Origin of the sequence: Bacillus sp. CR71 (assembly GCF_003429245.1) — a bacterium.
Lineage (GTDB): Bacteria > Bacillota > Bacilli > Bacillales > Bacillaceae_G > Bacillus_A > Bacillus_A thuringiensis_S.
This window is the reverse complement of sequence record NZ_CP031748.1, coordinates 1373767-1389687: the sequence shown is the minus strand read 5'-3', so window position 1 is coordinate 1389687 and position 15921 is coordinate 1373767. Positions and strand designations below refer to the sequence as shown.

The following is a 15921-nucleotide window of genomic DNA, read 5'->3' as shown; positions in this document are numbered from 1 at the left end:
TATATTTAAATGATTATTGAATTAACATAACTTGCTTATCTTGTTTTTTCATACTACGTGTAAATGCTGTTACACCTGTTCTCGCAATTTCTTTCAAACCGTATGGTCTAAGTAATTCAATTAACGCTTCCACTTTATCTTGCGTACCTGTTACTTGCACAACTATGGAATCCTTCCCAACATCTATTACAGCGGCTCGAAACGGTTCAATTAAACTATATAATTCCGCCCTTGCTACAGAAGTTGCTACTTTAATAAGAGCAAGCTCTCTAGCAATCATCGCTTCTTCTGTAATATCTGATACTTTCAGAACATCGATTTGCTTATGAAGTTGTTTAATTAACTGCTCAACTTGCTGTTCACTTTCCACATGCACAACTATCGTCATTCGCGATATATCTGATGATTCCGTATGACCTACTGAAATACTTTCAATATTAAAATGTCTTCGTGTCATAACCCCTGTAATTCGGTTTAACACACCACTTTGATTTCGAACTGTCGCTGTAACAATTCTCTTCACCTTTTTTCCACTCCTTCCATTTGGTGAACGCCTTTCCCGGGCGCAACCATCGGCATAACTTTCTCAGATTGAAGTACACGGCAATCAATTAAGACTGGTTCTTTTAATTCAATCGCATGCTTCAACTGCTTCTTTGCAAGAAGTGGATCATCAATACGAACAGCTTTTATACCATACGCATTCGCAAGAGCGACGAAATCTGGTTGACACGACAATAAGGAATGTGAATATCTTTGATTATAAAATTCGTCTTGCCATTGCCTTACCATTCCTAAAGCTTCATTATTTAAAATAAATACTTTAACAGGTAAAGAATGTTCTTTTAATACACTTAATTCTTGTAGAGTCATTTGAAACCCAGCGTCACCAACAATTGCAATGACTAGTTCTTCAGGCTTTGCGATTTGCGCACCAATTGCTGCTGGAAATCCGAATCCCATCGTTCCCAATCCGCCAGAAGTTACCCATTTATCTGGATTTTTCAGCGGATAATATTGCGCTGCCCACATTTGATGTTGCCCAACGTCTGTTGTTACAATCGCTTCTCCTTTCGTGATTTCATATAGCATATCAATCGCGTATTGAGGTTTAATACTTTCAGAGTTTCGTTTATAAGAGAATGGATACTGTTCTTTTCTACTCTTTAATAAAGAGATCCATTCATGATGATTTTCTTTCCTTCCTTCTGGTTGAAGTAATACTTCCAATGCCCGCTTAGCACTTGCAACAATAGGAATTTCAGTCGGCACATTTTTTCCGATTTCTGCTGGATCGATATCGATATGCGCGACAGTCGCTCCTTTAGCAAAATAAGCTAAATTTCCAGTAAGCCGATCATCAAATCTCGCGCCTACATTAATGAGTAAGTCGCATTCATATAACGCCATATTGGCTGTGTAAGAACCATGCATTCCCCCCATCCCTAGAAAAAGTTCATCATCTGGCGGAAAGCCACCAAGACCAAGTAATGTATGCACAACAGGAATTTCATATTTACGCGCAAAACTTGTTAACTCTTTTGATGCTTTCGCATGCAATACACCTGCTCCAGCTAAAATTAACGGCTTGTTTGCAGCACTAATTGCTTGTAATAATTTGTTTATTTGGAGTAAATTCGGTTCATAATTTGGGTTGTATCCTGGTAAATCCATTTGCACATCATTACATCGTTCTCCTTGCTCTACTACCATATCTTTCGGAAGATCGATCACGACTGGGCCTGGTCTTCCTGTTTTAGCAATATGAAATGCTTCTTTAATAATTCGAGGTAAATCTGAAGCCTTTCGCACTTGATAGTTATGTTTTGTCACCGGCATTGTAAGCCCCATAATATCCGCTTCTTGGAAAGCATCACTTCCAATTAACGTTGTTGCTACTTGCCCTGTAAATACAACAAGTGGTAATGAATCAATCATCGCATCTGCTAGACCAGTAATCACATTTGTAGCACCTGGACCACTCGTTGCAATGACAACCCCTGGATTACCAGTAATTCTGGCATACCCTTCAGCAGCGTGAATTGCTCCTTGCTCATGCCTTGTTAAAATATGAGGAATTTCACAATCATACAGTGCATCATAGAGAGGTAAAACAGCACCACCAGGATAACCGAAAATCACTTCTACTCCTTCCTTTTCTAGCGCTTCTAACAATAGCTGTGCACCAGTTGCCAGTTTCTCTTCCGTTTTTGAAGACATTATTCTTATAAGCCCCCTTTTTGAAAACCTTTATCAATAAAAAAAATCCTACGTCCACACTCCAGCTATGTGCTGAAGGGACGAAAGATTTCGCGGTACCACCCTTCTTTGCAAGAATACTCTTGCCTCAGTGACCCATAAATGGATCTAGCTAATAACGGAGCTACCGTCTAAGCCTAGACAAATGCTTCAGCTTAGCACTCAAGGGCGATGTTCGTCGACGTGAACCATCGGTTTTCAGCAACCACCGACTCTCTGTGAGGCTTCACAATCAACTACTCCTCCCTCTCAACGCTTTCTTATGTTATAAAAAGTTGTTATCCAACTTTATTTTCTTCGTAAATTTTCTCTCCATCTTCTATAACTAACTTTCGGAATTCTTCCAATAAACGATTCGTATGTGGACCCGTTTGCCCTAAACCAATCGTTCTACCATCTACTGTCGTAACAGCAATAACTTCAGCAGCTGTTCCTGTTAAAAACACTTCATCAGCTACATATACATCATGTCTTGTAAATAACTCTTCTCTTACGTCATATCCAAGTTTTTCGCCGATTTCTAAAATGGCGTTTCGTGTAATACCTTCTAACGCTCCAGCAGAACTTGGTGGTGTAATTAATTTATTTCCTTTAACAATAAACACGTTATCTCCTGATCCTTCAGCAACATATCCTTGATCATTTAACATAAGTGCTTCTTGTACTCCAGCTAATTTCGCTTCAATACGAACTAAAATATTGTTTAAGTAATTTAAAGATTTTACTTGAGGGGATAAAACATCGGGACGATTTCGGCGCGTTGCAACTGTTACAACTGGAATCCCTTTCTCATAATATTCTTGTGGGAATAAAGATAATTGTTCTGCAATTACTACTACATTCGGCTTCTTACATGAATCGGGATCCAATCCAAGATTTCCTGCTCCTCTTGATACAACAAGGCGAATGTATCCATTAGATAATTTATTTTGTCGAATCGTCTCAACAACAATATTCGTTACTTCATCTAATGAATATGGAATTTCTAAAAGGATTGATTTTGCTGATTCATACAACCGGACAAGATGCTCTCTCAAACGGAAAACATTACCGCTATAAACTCTAATTCCTTCAAATACTCCATCGCCATATAAATAGCCATGATCATATACCGAAACTTTTGCTTCATCTTTCGGAACAAATTCTCCATTTAAGAAAATCCATTGCTCATTCACTGGAAGTGCCTCCTATGTTCTATGAATTTTTTATTGTTTCCTAGTTTACTCTCCTTTTTAAATAAATCAAGTAAATTTTTAGAAAATTTATAATTTTTAATCGTACGTACATCTTCAATTATATTGATTTAACAACATTGTTAACGTTTACAAAAAGTCCGAAAATTTTTTTCGCCAATTTTCACTAAAAAAATATTTGTTTAAAAGAAGGATTTTCATCAATTAATACGAATCTATTGTATTCAATAAACGGACGTCCGATTTTATAAATCCGGGAATATATAACGACTTTTGCTGAAAAAGGGGGAAAATAACAAAAATAGCGCTGTCTAAAAATAACATTCATATTTTTCATTTCGTAATCATAATCCTATTTTTAAAAAACAATTTGTCAAAATGAAGGAGGAAATAAATATGGCATGTGTACAAATTAAAGGAACGAGACAAGAGGTAGTAGAAATGTTGCAATTATTTGATCTAATGGACACGAAAGGTTTTTGTAAATTCGATAATTACGTAGAGGTAGAACCAAACACGCAAGAACATAATCATTTTATTGCTTCAATCGACATCCATTCAAATACTTCTTCTGCACAAGATACATTAAACGATCAATTCGTTAGTCAAATGCTTACTGGCGTATATAACGACTAAACAAAGATTTACTTCCTACCGTCTTTTCATAAATATATGCAGTGAACTTGAGCATACTAGCAATTAGATGGTAGGAGGTGAGAATTATGGCTAGAATTGGCGTTGAAAACTCATTAACAGACGTTCAACAAGCTCTTCAGCAACAAGGTCATGAAGTTGTTACACTTAACTCAGAACAGGATGCACAAGGGTGTGATTGTTGCGTTGTAACTGGGCAAGATTCTAATGTGATGGGCATTGCAGATGCATCAATTAAAGGATCAGTCATTACAGCTCACGGTTTAACAACGGATGAAATTTGTCAACAAGTTGAAATTCGCACTTAAAAAAAGAAAGAGGACTCCTTTTGAAAAGGAGTCCTCTTTTTTATATTCACCTAACGGGAAAGTAACATATACTGGATGAAAGCCCTACCTCTCTCTCATCATTACGGTTCCACTGACCGCTCCTTGATTCACTAGTATACCTATAAAGCTTACACTTATAATTTATAGGGTTTGTTCACAAAAGTTGTTGGTAAGACTACCCGATCTTTCGCAAACTTTTCGTATTACATTTATAAGATTTATTTACTTTATACTAGCTGTAACCGAGACACGAATTAAAATTTTAACATCAATAAAATAACTTGTCAACATTTTTTGCAAATTAAAAACAGACAGTAACGGTTTGTCTGTTTTAGAATGGAGCTTTTTCTTTTATTACATATACAACAAAACCGCTTACTAACATACATAAACCAACTACTAAGTTTTTGATATTAATCATAAATTCCTCTCCCTTATTCCACACATCATATATATTTACAGTTCAATTATTCCGATCATCCTAAAGCGCACTTTTTCTAATATATCATAATTCCTAAAAAATGCAAGTTCACTTTTGGCGACCATTTACAAATTTATCTACAGTGCTTGGTACCGTATTTAAAGCCTTTTCAATTAAATGTGTACTACTATTGAGGTGTAATACTTGCACACCGTTAGAACCGACTACTAAAAAAGCAACTGGGCTAATAGAAACCCCAGCCCCGCTTCCTCCTCCAAATGGATGCCCTTGCTTTTTCTCTTTATGCTGATTTTGCCCACCGTTATGTTTTTCAGTAATGAAATCCCCTTTAAAATCACTTCCACCAGCTCCAAAACCAAAAGCCACCTGAGATACTGTTAATACTACATTTCCGTCAGCTGTTGAGACCGGGCTCCCAACAATTGTATTTACATCTACCATCTCTTTTAAATTTGTCATTGCCGTTTTCATTAAATTTTCAATTGGATGTTCCATTATGTATTGCACCCTTTCCTCTTTATTCCTTTTTATACTTTCCAAAATAGAGGAAGTCATACTAACTTTTCCTATTTCAAGAAAACATTTTCCTCCTTTTAAAAGATACTACTCCCTGTACATGCTCCGGTATAGTGAAACTTTAATCAGTAGGATGTGTACGTAGCTCGACTCCCACAAATAGCAGGATAAAAAAGAAAAAGAGATACATACTACTATTGAACCTTGTTATGAAAGGAGTCATGACTTTGACTGAGAAATTTGATGATTATAAAAGAAGAGATAGAATAGATAGTGATTATAGTGACTATAAAGAAGAGTACGCCGCTGAGGTTGCACCACAACGCATTGATTATGATTACGATGATAAAGACGATAAAGATGTTGTAAAATCATCCGCCGCTGGATCAACTGCTGGTTTTATCGCTCTTGCGCTATCTATCTTATCGCTATTTACATTCCCAACACTATTTGGTCTTGTTTCTGTTTTACTCGGTATTTACGCTTATAATCGCGGAGCTACTGTAACTGGCGGTATCGCTGCAGTTGTCGGTGGGATTGCTGCACTTATCGCAATTTTATTCCGAGTAGCACTTATTGGTTTATTGTTCTCCCTGTTCTAAAAAAGAAAAAGGTATCTCGCTTAACGCGGGATACCTTATCCTGTAAACACATCTTCCGATGGATATTTTATTTTTTGTTTTGCTGGTCGCGCTAAAGAAAACACAAGTGTTAACGGTCCAATTAATCCGCAAAACATAACAAACATAATAATACATTTTCCGAATGCCGATAGCTTTGCAGTAATTCCCATCGTTAATCCGACTGTGCCAAACGCTGATATTGTCTCAAATAATAATTGAATAAAGCTGAAGTTTTCTGTAAGCATTAATATAAATACCGCTGTAAAAATAAGTATTTGACTAGCAACAGCAATCGCTAAGGCCCTCGTTACTGTCGACATTTTAATTGTACGCTGAAATAAAACAATTTCTTCCTTTTTTCTAAAGAAAGAAAGGACAGATGTAATTAAGATAACAAACGTTGTTAATTTAATTCCTCCACCTGTTGATACACTTCCTGCACCAATAAACATTAAAATCATCGTAAATAATATAGATGATTCTTCCATACCTCCATAGTCAATCGTATTAAATCCAGCTGTCCGCGGGGTAATACCTTGAAAGAAGGAAGCCCATAGTTTTTCATTTAAAGATAAATTCCCTAACGTCTTCACATTATTATATTCCAATACAAAAATTACAATCATTGCTATAACATTTAACACTACTGTTCCAATAATCATTATTTTTGAGTGAAGTGATAATTTTCGAAAACTGCGACTATACCATATATCAATTAATACGGTAAAACCGAGTCCACCTATTACAATTAAAGAGCAAATCCCAATATTAATAATGGGATCCCCTACATATCTTGTTAAATTATCTGGCCATAAAGCAAATCCTGCATTATTATAAGATGCAATTACATGAAAAATACTATAGTATAAACCTTTTCCAAAACCAAACTCTGGAATAAAGCGAAACGATAAAAAGATGACCCCAATAAGCTCAATACAAATCGAAAATATAAAGACACGCTTTACTAATTTTACAAGACCACCTATATTTGTTTGATTAAATGCTTCTCCAATTAATAAACGATGGCGTAATCCGATTTTTTTGCCTAATACCCAAACAATTAAAATGGCAATTGTCATAAGACCTAGACCACCTGTTTGAATTAAAAACATAATAACAATTTCGCCAAACATCGTAAATGTACTTGCTGTATCCACTACTCCCAAACCAGTTACGGTCGCTGCTGACGTTGCTGTAAAGAAAGCATCTACCCAACTAATATGTGCTTTCGTTGCGAATGGTAACTTTAATAACAAACCGCCAACCACAATTAAGCAGAAAAAACCTAATGCTAATATTTGTGGTGGGTTTAATCGTATAAGACGATTATACAGCCCTTGTTTTTTTGTTACTTCCATATCACTAACTCCCTTATTAAAGTGAAGCTTTCCCCTCATAAATAAAAAGCTTTTAAAAAGCCCTTAAACAATTGGGACAAACCTTATATTCTTATAATATAGTTGAGCATAATCCTTTTTTTCATAGATTACAACTTTTATTTATATTCAGATTCCTTTTTGTTTTATGCTGGAAAACTATATATCCTAGCTCAATATTGCTAGCAATAACAATTTCATATGTACTATTTTTCAAATCCCCATATCTTTCACTCTATGTTCACATAGAGGTCACATCCACCTTTTATAGTATATGTATCGAAGCTGTTCCTCCCTAATTTTTAAGACATTCCCCAGTGTCTTTGAATAGCTTCCATCCCTAATTAAATTGACATAAATTGTCCCCTTCCTTGACCATCTTATAAATGATGGTCTTATTTTTTTGTCTTTCTATCTTTTCTTTAAAACTCCCTCTCTCTTTCACTCTATGTTCACACAGAGGTCACATCCACCTTTTATAGTATATGTATCGAAGCTGTTCCTCCCTAATTTTTAAGACATTCCCCAGTGTCTTTGAATAGCTTCCATCCCTAATTAAATTGACATAAATTGTCCCCTTCCTTGACCATCTTATAAATGATGGTCTTATTTTTTTGTCTTTCTATCTTTTCTTTAAAACTCCCTCTCTCTTTCACCCTATGTTCACATGAGAGTCACACCTACCTTTTATAGTATATATATCGAAGTTGTTCCTCCCTAATTTTTAAGACATTCCCCAGTGTCTTAAAGCAGCTTCAATCCCTAATTAAATTGACATAAATTGTCCCCTTCCCTAGACCATCCTATGTGATGGTCTATTTTATTTTCCAAACACAAAATCAGTCTATCTACACTTAAATAAAAACGAAAAATTCAGAAAATATTGTTAAATTAGGTATTTTTTCGGTATAATTACTTTAGAAAGAACTTTCGCACAAACAAAAGGGGGGATTTTATTGAAACAAACAAAAGCAATCTTAATCGCATTATTTCTAGGTCTAGTTGTTGGACTCACTCTAAATTTAGCCGCTCCATCTATCTTTGAGCCACTAAATCAATATGTGTTCAACCCAATTGGTCAATTGTTTATTCGCCTTATTAAAATGCTAGTTGTTCCTGTTGTATTCATTTCTATCGTACTTGGTGCTGCCGGCCTTGGAGATCCGAAACAACTTGGAAGAATCGGTTTAAAATCAATTTCATTCTTTCTCGTAACAACTGCGGTTGCCATCTCTATAGCGGTTACATTTGCACTTATTATAAAACCAGGAGCTGGCGGTAATTTTAAAACAGAAGGTCTTAAGTATGAAGGTGCAAAAACTGAAACATCTTTCGTCGAAACATTGCTAAATATCGTACCAGATAACCCAGCAAAAGCAATGGCTGACGGAAACATGTTACAAATCATTGCCTTTGCCGTATTGATTGGACTCGGTATAGCTATTTTAGGAAAACGAGTTCAAGGTATCCATTCATTACTTGAACAGGGCAACGAATTAATGATGTATCTTGTTAATCTCGTTATGAAATTAGCCCCAATTGGAACATTCGGTTTGCTCGCTTCATCCGTTGGTAAAATGGGTCTTGCAGGCGTCGCTGCGATGTTCAAGTATATGATTGTCGTTATGTTAGTACTCATTATTCACGGGGTCTTTGTATATGGCGGCCTATTAAAGGTATTAGCAAAAGAAAGTATCGTCCGGTTCTTTAAGCATTTCGGACCGGTAATGGCAATTGGCTTTAGCACATCTAGCTCTAATGCATCTCTTCCATTTGCAATGAAAACCGCACAAGAGAAGCTTGGAGTTCCAAAAGCAATCAGCTCATTTGTACAACCACTCGGTGCAACGATTAATATGGATGGTACCGCTATTATGCAAGGGGTAGCAACTGTATTTATCGCTCAAGTATACGGAGTTGAACTTACATTACCGCAATTAGCTATGGTCGTATTAACTGCTGTACTAGCTAGTATTGGTACTGCTGGTGTACCAGGTGTTGGACTTGTAATGCTTACAATGGTTTTAAATCAAGTAAATCTACCAGTAGAAGGTATCGCTTTAATTATTGGTATTGACCGTATTCTAGATATGTCAAGAACAGCTGTAAACATTTCTGGTGATGCAATTTGTGCAATGATTGTCGCAAAATCAGAAGAAAAATATAATACTGATCAATCGGCAGCATCTTAAATCAAAAAAGGAGTGAATATATTCACTCCTTTTTTGATTTACTTCCTTTTTTCGAACGATATTCTTTCCCTTTATTATCATTACCAGTTTCAAATTCAGTGCTAAATTCCTGATTAAACTGGCCGGACTTTGGTGATCCTTGATTACCGCTCCCTTTACTACCGTTACGATTCGTCATATTTCTCCCTCCCTTCCTTGTATTAGTAGTATGGCGCTCTATCTTTTTTCATACACATTTTATTTTTTAACATCTACTACACACGAAAGAAGACCTTCCATATATAAGGAAGATCTTCTTTTTCATCACGTAAGCGTTTTCTTGTTTATAATCACTTAAATAAGTTTTTTGGAAATCGAAATCATTACACTCATTTCATCTTCTGAAAGTGCAGAGAATCTTTCTTGTAAATATTGTTTTTTCGCATCTTCCATTTTCGCAACTAAATCTTTCCCTTGTTCTGTAATCTCTAAATACACAACTCGGCGATCCGATGTAGAACGTGAACGAGTTACAAAACCTTTATTAATTAATTTTTCTGTAACAGCTGTAATATGACTATTCGACACATTTAATTCATTTGCTACACGCGATACCATTTCTTTATTCGTACGATTTAATATTCTCAGGACGATGAATTCATTCCACGGTATGTAACCACCGAATATTTTTCCGATATCATTACGCAATGTGCGAAACATAGCAAACACATTTGTCGATAGTTCTTCCATTAATTGCTCTCGATTTTGAGACAACTTTGACAGCTCCTTTTATTTCATTTAGTTAAATAAAAACCTTATTAATAATTTTACATGAAATCTTACTTTTTGTCACCTTATTTTCCCATAATTCGTAGTTTTTTAATAGGTATTTCATGATAAAATAAAGTTAACTTCCAGAAAAAGAGGGTATTTTAATGCATGAGGAGGAGAAATTCTCAAATCTCAGCCTAAAAGATAAAACGATTATCACTAGTATTATTGCTCTTTTTCTCATTATCGTTTTTGCATTTATATTTTTTGTATATGTAGGAATCTTTCAAATTACAGGTATAGAGTATAGTTCACGTACTGCGTTACTTCTCTTTTTTTATTAATCACTTTCTTAGACAGTATTACATTTTTCATCTTCAGTTTCTTCAAAGCGCTGCTATATCCACTGACACAAAACATGCCAAATTGGATTTCTATTACTCTTTTCTCGTTCATTGAAATTACACTAGATTGGTTCGTCATTCATACTGCTGATAATTGGATAGAAAGCGTACAAATGTCCAACACAGCTGAATTATGTGTCGTACTATTCTTTTTCCTCTTAAATAAATTATTAAGTGACGAGAAAGAGTAAGAATACAAGCTTTTCTATATAAAAATTGGTACAATGAAAGCAAATCTTACTAAAGAGGTGTTAATTATGAACTTACAACAATGGGCTGATAAAGGTATGTCCTTTGATACATATGTGAATGAAATGCAAGTAAACCAATACGAGCTACTACACATTTACAATAACTTTTTAATTCCAAATGAATTACTTCCTGTATTAGAAGAACGTCAAAATGACGGCTGGCGTGTTATCGTATTAACTGCTGATTGGTGTGGCGATGCTCTTTTATGCGTACCTGTTATGAAACGAATTTCTGAAGTTGCAAATATTGATATGAGTTTATTAATTCGCGATGAAAACTTAGAATTAATGGATCAATATTTAACAAATGGAACAGCACGTGCGATTCCAATCTTTATTTTCATTGATAAAGATGGAAATGAACAAGCCGTCTTTGGACCACGCGCTCCAAAAGTACAAGAATTAGTAACTTCAATGCGCGCTACATTACCTGAAAAAGAAGATCCAACATTCGAAGAAAAACAAAAAGAAATGTATGCTAATTTCCGTGCTACATTAGCTGATGATACTTCTCTTTGGGAGCATGTAATGGAAAATATGGTGGAAAAAATAGTAAAATAAAAAAACTGCCGAGCTCGGCAGTTTTTTTTATTACATAATGAAGAAATAGAATACCGCAGCTAAAATGAAACGATAGTAAGCGAACGGTGTTAGTTTTACACGAGATAATAATTTCAAGAATGAAACAATTGCAAGCATCGCAACAACGAATGCAGTTACAAATCCTGTTACAAATAGCGTTATATCTGCTGAGCTTAATACATCCCAGCTTTTAATTAAATCTAACCCACTTGCAGCTACCATCATCGGTACCGCTAAAATGAACGTATATTCAGCTGCCGCTGTATGCGACACGCGAGCTAATAAACCACCACTGATTGTAGAACCAGAACGAGAAAACCCTGGCCAAAGAGCTAAACATTGGAACATTCCAATTGTAAATGCCTGTTTATATGTGATTTCATCTAACGTTCTTGCTGTACTTGGTTTTGAAAACTTCTCAGCAACAATCATTAAAATACCACCGGCTACTAAGCTAATAACAACTGGTCCTGGACCAAATAAAACCTCTTTAATAGTGCTATGGAATAATACGCCAAGTACCCCGGCAGGAATCATCCCGATAATAATATGTAATAAATTTAACGATGGTCCGTCTGTTACTTTTCCTATTCCAACTAACGACCATAGACGCTTCCAGAATATAACAACAACTGCTAAAATCGATCCCAATTGGATAACAACTTCGAAAACTTTCGCTCTCTCATCTTCAAATCCAATTAAATGTCCTGTTAAAATCATATGTCCTGTTGATGATACTGGTAGAAACTCTGTTAACCCTTCAACAGCACCCATGATTAAACCAATTAACCAATCAGCCACAAGTAGTGCCTCCTTAATAACAAATAATATGTAATTTTTTCACACCTTATCATAATACCTTATCCCTTTTCAAAGTGCATCCTTTTTTTATTGGTTTCATATGTTGTAGGCGCGTATTTCTTTTCTAATCTTTGATTAAATTGTATGATAGTAAGAGTTTGTTTTTTTATACGGAAAGGGGATTTTATGAAAGAAACTACTTCATTCTCACAAAAGTTAAAGCAATTTGTATTACTATTTTTTCCGATTTTCGTAACGCAAATGTCATTATTTGCGATGAGTTTTTTTGATACAACAATGTCAGGACATGCAAGTCCAACTGATTTAGCAGGTGTTGCAATTGGAACAAGTATATGGCTTCCAGTTAGTACGGGATTAACAGGAATTTTAATGGCTACTACTCCCATTGTTGCACAGCTCGTTGGATCCAAGAAAAAAGAGGACGTTCCCCACGTTGTCATACAAGCAGTTTATTTAGCAATTTGTGCTAGCTTCGTTGTTATCCTCATCGGTTTCTTCGTCGTTTCACCTATTTTAAACGGCATGCGCTTAGAAGAACCTGTGGAACGAATTGCAGCTCAATTTTTAAGTATTATCGCAATAGGAATTATACCTTTATTCACGTACACTGTTTTACGTGGATTTATTGATGCATTAGGAAAAACTCGAACAACGATGATTATTACATTACTATCATTACCAATTAACGTAATATTAAATTACCTATTAATTTTTGGTAACTTCGGTTTCCCAAAGCTTGGTGGTGTCGGAGCAGCAATTGCTTCCACTGCAACATATTGGTGCATTTTAATTATTACAGTCATTATTATTCAGACGAAAGAGCCTTTTGCCTCTTTTAACATTTTCAAACAATTATATCGTCCTTCTCTTTCGAGTTGGACAGCATTCTTAAAGCTTGGCGTCCCTATCGGATTTGCTATCTTTTTTGAAACAAGTATTTTCGCTGCGGTAACGCTTATGATGAGTAATTTTAGTACGACAACTATTGCAGCTCACCAAGCAGCTATGAACTTTGCTTCCTTGTTATATATGACTCCGCTAAGTTTAGCAATGGCAATGACTATTGCAGTCGGATTCGAAGTCGGAGCAAAACGTTACGATAATGCAAAACAATACGGACTGATTGGAATTGGATTAGCCCTTGCCTTTGCTTTATTATATTCGATTCTTCTCTACTTCTTTGATAATCAAATTGCTTCTATTTATACGACAGATGCAAAAGTTCATCATTTAGCAAAAGAATTTCTTATCTTTGCGATTTTATTTCAAATTTCAGATGCAATTGCAACCCCTGTACAAGGAGCTCTGCGTGGTTATAAAGATGTAAATGTTGCTCTAATTATGACTTTAATTGCTTATTGGATAATAGGTCTACCACTAGGTTACATACTAGCAACGTATACAGAATGGGCCGCAAAAGGCTATTGGATCGGTCTTATTATCGGTCTAGCATTTGGCGCTGCCTTCCTACTTATCCGTCTCTTTCAAGTACAACGAAAATATGCAACACAAAACAGCCGCTAATAATAAAGCGGCTGTTTTCTTTATGCATATTTTTTCTTGTAACGTGTAATATAATGAAAAAGAAAGGTGGGTACATATGGACGACAAAGAAAAAAAGCAATCATTCGATGAAGAATTTGCCCCTGAAATTTCACCTGGATATCGGCAAGATGTACATAAGCCACCTAAATATAAAAACACTTCGTTTTTAATGGGCATTACCATTTTCGCTGCTGTATTACTCATACTTATCATTTTCGTTTATTTTTGATGAAAGGTGCCTATTATATGAAGAAACAAAATTCCAATTGTTCAAAAAGAACTGTTAAAACACAAAAAGGATATGCAGGAGATTCTGTTCATACACTTAAACAAGTCGAGCAAGGAAATTTATATATTGCTCAAAAAGAACTTGGTCAACAAAATGAAAATCTTTAAAGGCCCTTGATTCCTTGAGGGCCTTTTTATTCCGCATTAAGTAGTACACCCCCAAATGTTCTATTGAGCAATGAATTTCCTTTATTGTACGCGCTGCTTTTGTTCTAGCACCATAAATATATTATTAACCTTTACAATTTTCACTTCATAATTCAATTTCATTTTGCTTCTCTTACCATTTTCAGTACCCGCAACGTACGCTACAGCTTGATAAAGAAAACTCTCATCGGTCTCTTCACGTATCTCCTCGTTTGTAAATTTATACTCTAAATCTTGAAAACGATTTGGATAATAATTTCCCATTAATTGTTCATACCCTCTATTTAAAAATAGTTCTTCACCTTTTCGTTTCACATCTTCTTTATTAGTAAACTCAAACACTGATAGTTGCTCGGTCACAAAATGCTCTCCTACCTTTTTCATTTCATTATGAGTTAAATTTTCTATACTTTTGTTCTTTAATTCCTTATTTAACTCGTACTGATCAATCGGTTTAAAGGTAGCAAAAACCTTCTCTTTATATGACCAAAACAATACAAAAGCGATACATAGAGAAATGATTAACAATCTTTTTTTCGTAATACTCCCGCCCTTCTTCATAATGATAGCTATATTTTAACATATAGAAAGAAAATTCTGATATCATAAAGTAGAATAACTTAACTCAGAAACGAGGAACAATTATGGACTCTTACAAACATTATATAAAAGAAGCTTTGCCTAATCTTTCTATACGTTCATATAAACAAAATAAAGGAGGATGGGATAATGTAGCAGTTATAGTAAATGATGAGCTACTGTTTCGTTTCCCGCGAAAACAGGAATATGCAATGCGAATTCCGTTAGAAAAAGAACTATGCACAATTCTCACTCAATCACTACAAGAAATCAAAGTTCCACAATATCACCTAATTTATAAAAATGAATCTGATGAGGTTCCTCTTTGTAGTTACTATACTCTCATTCATGGTGAACCATTAAAAACAGAAACAATTGCCACGCTGGAGGATACAGAGCTGAAAGCAATTATTACAAAATTAGCTACTTTCCTTGCGGTACTACATAGTATTCCTTTAAACCAAGTTACAACGCTATGTTTCCCTATTAGAAAAACATGTACCTACTGGAAAGAGCTACAAACAAAATTAAACCAATATCTCACTACTAACCTTACTTCATTACAGAAACTAGCCTTAAATCGCTTATTTGAAAATTTCTTTGCATGTTTAGCTACATCCACTTTTCAAAACACAATCATTCACGCTGATTTTACACATCATCACATTTTATTTAACAAGCAGAACAAAAGCATTTCAGGTGTTATCGATTTTGGTGATGCGCAAATTGGCGATCCTGCTTTTGATTTTGCAGGACTATATTATGATTTCGGACATGAGTTTACTACATCTGTATATGAACAGTACAGTACACTTATTTCTCATCATGATCCATTACTCATTCACCGCATTACTACCTTTTATCAATACAGTCCTTTACTACATAATATTATTTATAACTTTGAGTCAGAGAATGAACTCGAATTCATTACAAGTACAGAACAGCTAAAAACGATATTACAGGGATGAG

The 15921-nt window shown here is 35.1% G+C and carries 19 protein-coding genes, 1 pseudogene and 1 other annotated feature; of the genes and pseudogenes, 10 read left to right on the top strand and 10 right to left on the bottom strand.

The features are described from left to right. Positions 1-13: 13 nt before the first annotated feature. From ilvN to ilvE, 3 genes are all read right to left on the bottom strand, one after another. On the bottom strand, positions 14-523 hold the full coding sequence (ilvN, locus tag DOS87_RS07205; RefSeq protein ID WP_000822952.1) for an acetolactate synthase small subunit: 510 nt from the start codon (positions 521-523) through the stop codon (positions 14-16). After that, complete coding sequence (gene ilvB, locus DOS87_RS07200) at positions 520-2220, bottom strand: acetolactate synthase large subunit (protein ID WP_000095837.1); 1701 nt, start codon at positions 2218-2220, stop codon at positions 520-522. The genes ilvN and ilvB overlap by 4 nt, the downstream gene beginning before the upstream one ends. 73 nt (positions 2221-2293) lie before the next feature. Further along, positions 2294-2521, bottom strand: a binding site (T-box leader). A 16-nt stretch (positions 2522-2537) separates the two neighbouring features. Then, a complete protein-coding gene (ilvE, locus tag DOS87_RS07195; protein WP_001005485.1) occupies positions 2538-3434 on the bottom strand; it encodes a branched-chain-amino-acid transaminase in 897 nt (298 codons plus the stop codon). Between the two features lie 414 nt (positions 3435-3848). Here ilvE and DOS87_RS07190 point away from each other — a divergent pair, with 414 nt between their 5' ends. Both DOS87_RS07190 and DOS87_RS07185 read left to right on the top strand, forming a co-directional pair. After that, entirely contained in the window at positions 3849-4088 is a 240-nt protein-coding gene (locus DOS87_RS07190) for a DUF3911 family protein (protein WP_000752514.1), read from the top strand. A gap of 86 nt (positions 4089-4174) precedes the next feature. Continuing rightward, positions 4175-4414, top strand: a complete 240-nt coding sequence (locus DOS87_RS07185) for a YkuS family protein (protein ID WP_000101020.1) — start codon at positions 4175-4177, stop codon at positions 4412-4414. Between the two features lie 352 nt (positions 4415-4766). Here DOS87_RS07185 and DOS87_RS07180 read toward each other — a convergent pair whose 3' ends face one another. Both DOS87_RS07180 and ytfJ read right to left on the bottom strand, forming a co-directional pair. Next, positions 4767-4856 (bottom strand): hypothetical protein, encoded by a 90-nt coding sequence (locus tag DOS87_RS07180; RefSeq protein ID WP_000608225.1) that lies wholly within the window; start codon positions 4854-4856, stop codon positions 4767-4769. Positions 4857-4964: 108 nt separating this feature from the next. After that, positions 4965-5432: a GerW family sporulation protein gene (ytfJ, locus tag DOS87_RS07175; protein WP_000204240.1), complete on the bottom strand. Its 468-nt coding sequence runs from the start codon at positions 5430-5432 to the stop codon at positions 4965-4967. Positions 5433-5620: 188 nt separating this feature from the next. Between ytfJ and DOS87_RS07170 the strand changes: the two genes are divergently transcribed. Continuing rightward, on the top strand, positions 5621-5995 hold the full coding sequence (locus DOS87_RS07170; RefSeq protein ID WP_000136546.1) for a hypothetical protein: 375 nt from the start codon (positions 5621-5623) through the stop codon (positions 5993-5995). Between the two features lie 35 nt (positions 5996-6030). On the opposite strand, the gene DOS87_RS07165 is transcribed toward DOS87_RS07170, so the two are convergent. Next, a complete protein-coding gene (locus DOS87_RS07165) occupies positions 6031-7374 on the bottom strand; it encodes a TrkH family potassium uptake protein (RefSeq protein WP_000454114.1) in 1344 nt (447 codons plus the stop codon). Between the two features lie 974 nt (positions 7375-8348). Here DOS87_RS07165 and DOS87_RS07160 point away from each other — a divergent pair. Continuing rightward, positions 8349-9584: a dicarboxylate/amino acid:cation symporter gene (locus DOS87_RS07160; RefSeq protein ID WP_000814811.1), complete on the top strand. Its 1236-nt coding sequence runs from the start codon at positions 8349-8351 to the stop codon at positions 9582-9584. A 22-nt stretch (positions 9585-9606) separates the two neighbouring features. On the opposite strand, the gene DOS87_RS07155 is transcribed toward DOS87_RS07160, so the two are convergent. Both DOS87_RS07155 and DOS87_RS07150 read right to left on the bottom strand, forming a co-directional pair. Beyond that, a complete protein-coding gene (locus DOS87_RS07155) occupies positions 9607-9762 on the bottom strand; it encodes a hypothetical protein (protein WP_000184928.1) in 156 nt (51 codons plus the stop codon). Between the two features lie 155 nt (positions 9763-9917). Next, on the bottom strand, positions 9918-10337 hold the full coding sequence (locus DOS87_RS07150) for a MarR family winged helix-turn-helix transcriptional regulator (protein ID WP_000081433.1): 420 nt from the start codon (positions 10335-10337) through the stop codon (positions 9918-9920). A gap of 161 nt (positions 10338-10498) precedes the next feature. Here DOS87_RS07150 and DOS87_RS07145 point away from each other — a divergent pair. Together DOS87_RS07145 and DOS87_RS07140 are read left to right on the top strand one after the other, a co-directional pair. Next, positions 10499-10929, top strand: a pseudogene (locus DOS87_RS07145) (regulatory YrvL family protein). Positions 10930-10962: 33 nt separating this feature from the next. After that, the gene (locus tag DOS87_RS07140; RefSeq protein WP_003260458.1) at positions 10963-11550 is read left to right on the top strand and encodes a thioredoxin family protein; all 588 of its coding nucleotides are present in this window, start codon (positions 10963-10965) and stop codon (positions 11548-11550) included. A 30-nt stretch (positions 11551-11580) separates the two neighbouring features. On the opposite strand, the gene uppP is transcribed toward DOS87_RS07140, so the two are convergent. Then, positions 11581-12372, bottom strand: a complete 792-nt coding sequence (uppP, locus tag DOS87_RS07135) for a bacitracin resistance undecaprenyl-diphosphatase (RefSeq protein WP_000796263.1) — start codon at positions 12370-12372, stop codon at positions 11581-11583. A 186-nt stretch (positions 12373-12558) separates the two neighbouring features. Here uppP and DOS87_RS07130 point away from each other — a divergent pair, with 186 nt between their 5' ends. The 3 genes from DOS87_RS07130 (at position 12559) to DOS87_RS07120 (ending at position 14334) form a co-directional block, all read left to right on the top strand. Next, complete coding sequence (locus DOS87_RS07130; RefSeq protein ID WP_000665558.1) at positions 12559-13917, top strand: MATE family efflux transporter; 1359 nt, start codon at positions 12559-12561, stop codon at positions 13915-13917. A gap of 76 nt (positions 13918-13993) precedes the next feature. Beyond that, positions 13994-14167, top strand: a complete 174-nt coding sequence (locus tag DOS87_RS07125; RefSeq protein WP_000341062.1) for a hypothetical protein — start codon at positions 13994-13996, stop codon at positions 14165-14167. 17 nt (positions 14168-14184) lie between these two features. Next, a complete protein-coding gene (locus DOS87_RS07120) occupies positions 14185-14334 on the top strand; it encodes a hypothetical protein (RefSeq protein WP_098578586.1) in 150 nt (49 codons plus the stop codon). An 81-nt stretch (positions 14335-14415) separates the two neighbouring features. On the opposite strand, the gene DOS87_RS07115 is transcribed toward DOS87_RS07120, so the two are convergent. After that, a complete protein-coding gene (locus tag DOS87_RS07115) occupies positions 14416-14934 on the bottom strand; it encodes a hypothetical protein (protein WP_002083113.1) in 519 nt (172 codons plus the stop codon). 83 nt (positions 14935-15017) lie between these two features. Here DOS87_RS07115 and DOS87_RS07110 point away from each other — a divergent pair, with 83 nt between their 5' ends. Next, on the top strand, positions 15018-15920 hold the full coding sequence (locus DOS87_RS07110) for an aminoglycoside phosphotransferase family protein (RefSeq protein ID WP_000378990.1): 903 nt from the start codon (positions 15018-15020) through the stop codon (positions 15918-15920). The last annotated feature ends 1 nt before the right edge of the window (position 15921 follow it).

Excerpts from the sequence above, each read along its gene's own strand:
- DOS87_RS07180 (WP_000608225.1), bottom strand. The coding sequence starts at position 4,856 with ATGATTAATATCAAAAACTTAGTAGTTGGTTTATGTATGTTAGTAAGC.
- DOS87_RS07115 (WP_002083113.1), bottom strand. The coding sequence starts at position 14,934 with ATGAAGAAGGGCGGGAGTATTACGAAAAAAAGATTGTTAATCATTTCT.
- DOS87_RS07125 (WP_000341062.1), top strand. The coding sequence starts at position 13,994 with ATGGACGACAAAGAAAAAAAGCAATCATTCGATGAAGAATTTGCCCCT.
- ytfJ (WP_000204240.1), bottom strand. The coding sequence starts at position 5,432 with ATGACTTCCTCTATTTTGGAAAGTATAAAAAGGAATAAAGAGGAAAGG.
- ilvB (WP_000095837.1), bottom strand. The coding sequence starts at position 2,220 with ATGTCTTCAAAAACGGAAGAGAAACTGGCAACTGGTGCACAGCTATTG.
- DOS87_RS07185 (WP_000101020.1), top strand. The coding sequence starts at position 4,175 with ATGGCTAGAATTGGCGTTGAAAACTCATTAACAGACGTTCAACAAGCT.
- DOS87_RS07155 (WP_000184928.1), bottom strand. The coding sequence starts at position 9,762 with ATGACGAATCGTAACGGTAGTAAAGGGAGCGGTAATCAAGGATCACCA.
- DOS87_RS07120 (WP_098578586.1), top strand. The coding sequence starts at position 14,185 with ATGAAGAAACAAAATTCCAATTGTTCAAAAAGAACTGTTAAAACACAA.
- DOS87_RS07190 (WP_000752514.1), top strand. The coding sequence starts at position 3,849 with ATGGCATGTGTACAAATTAAAGGAACGAGACAAGAGGTAGTAGAAATG.
- DOS87_RS07110 (WP_000378990.1), top strand. The coding sequence starts at position 15,018 with ATGGACTCTTACAAACATTATATAAAAGAAGCTTTGCCTAATCTTTCT.
- DOS87_RS07130 (WP_000665558.1), top strand. The coding sequence starts at position 12,559 with ATGAAAGAAACTACTTCATTCTCACAAAAGTTAAAGCAATTTGTATTA.
- DOS87_RS07165 (WP_000454114.1), bottom strand. The coding sequence starts at position 7,374 with ATGGAAGTAACAAAAAAACAAGGGCTGTATAATCGTCTTATACGATTA.
- DOS87_RS07140 (WP_003260458.1), top strand. The coding sequence starts at position 10,963 with ATGAAAGCAAATCTTACTAAAGAGGTGTTAATTATGAACTTACAACAA.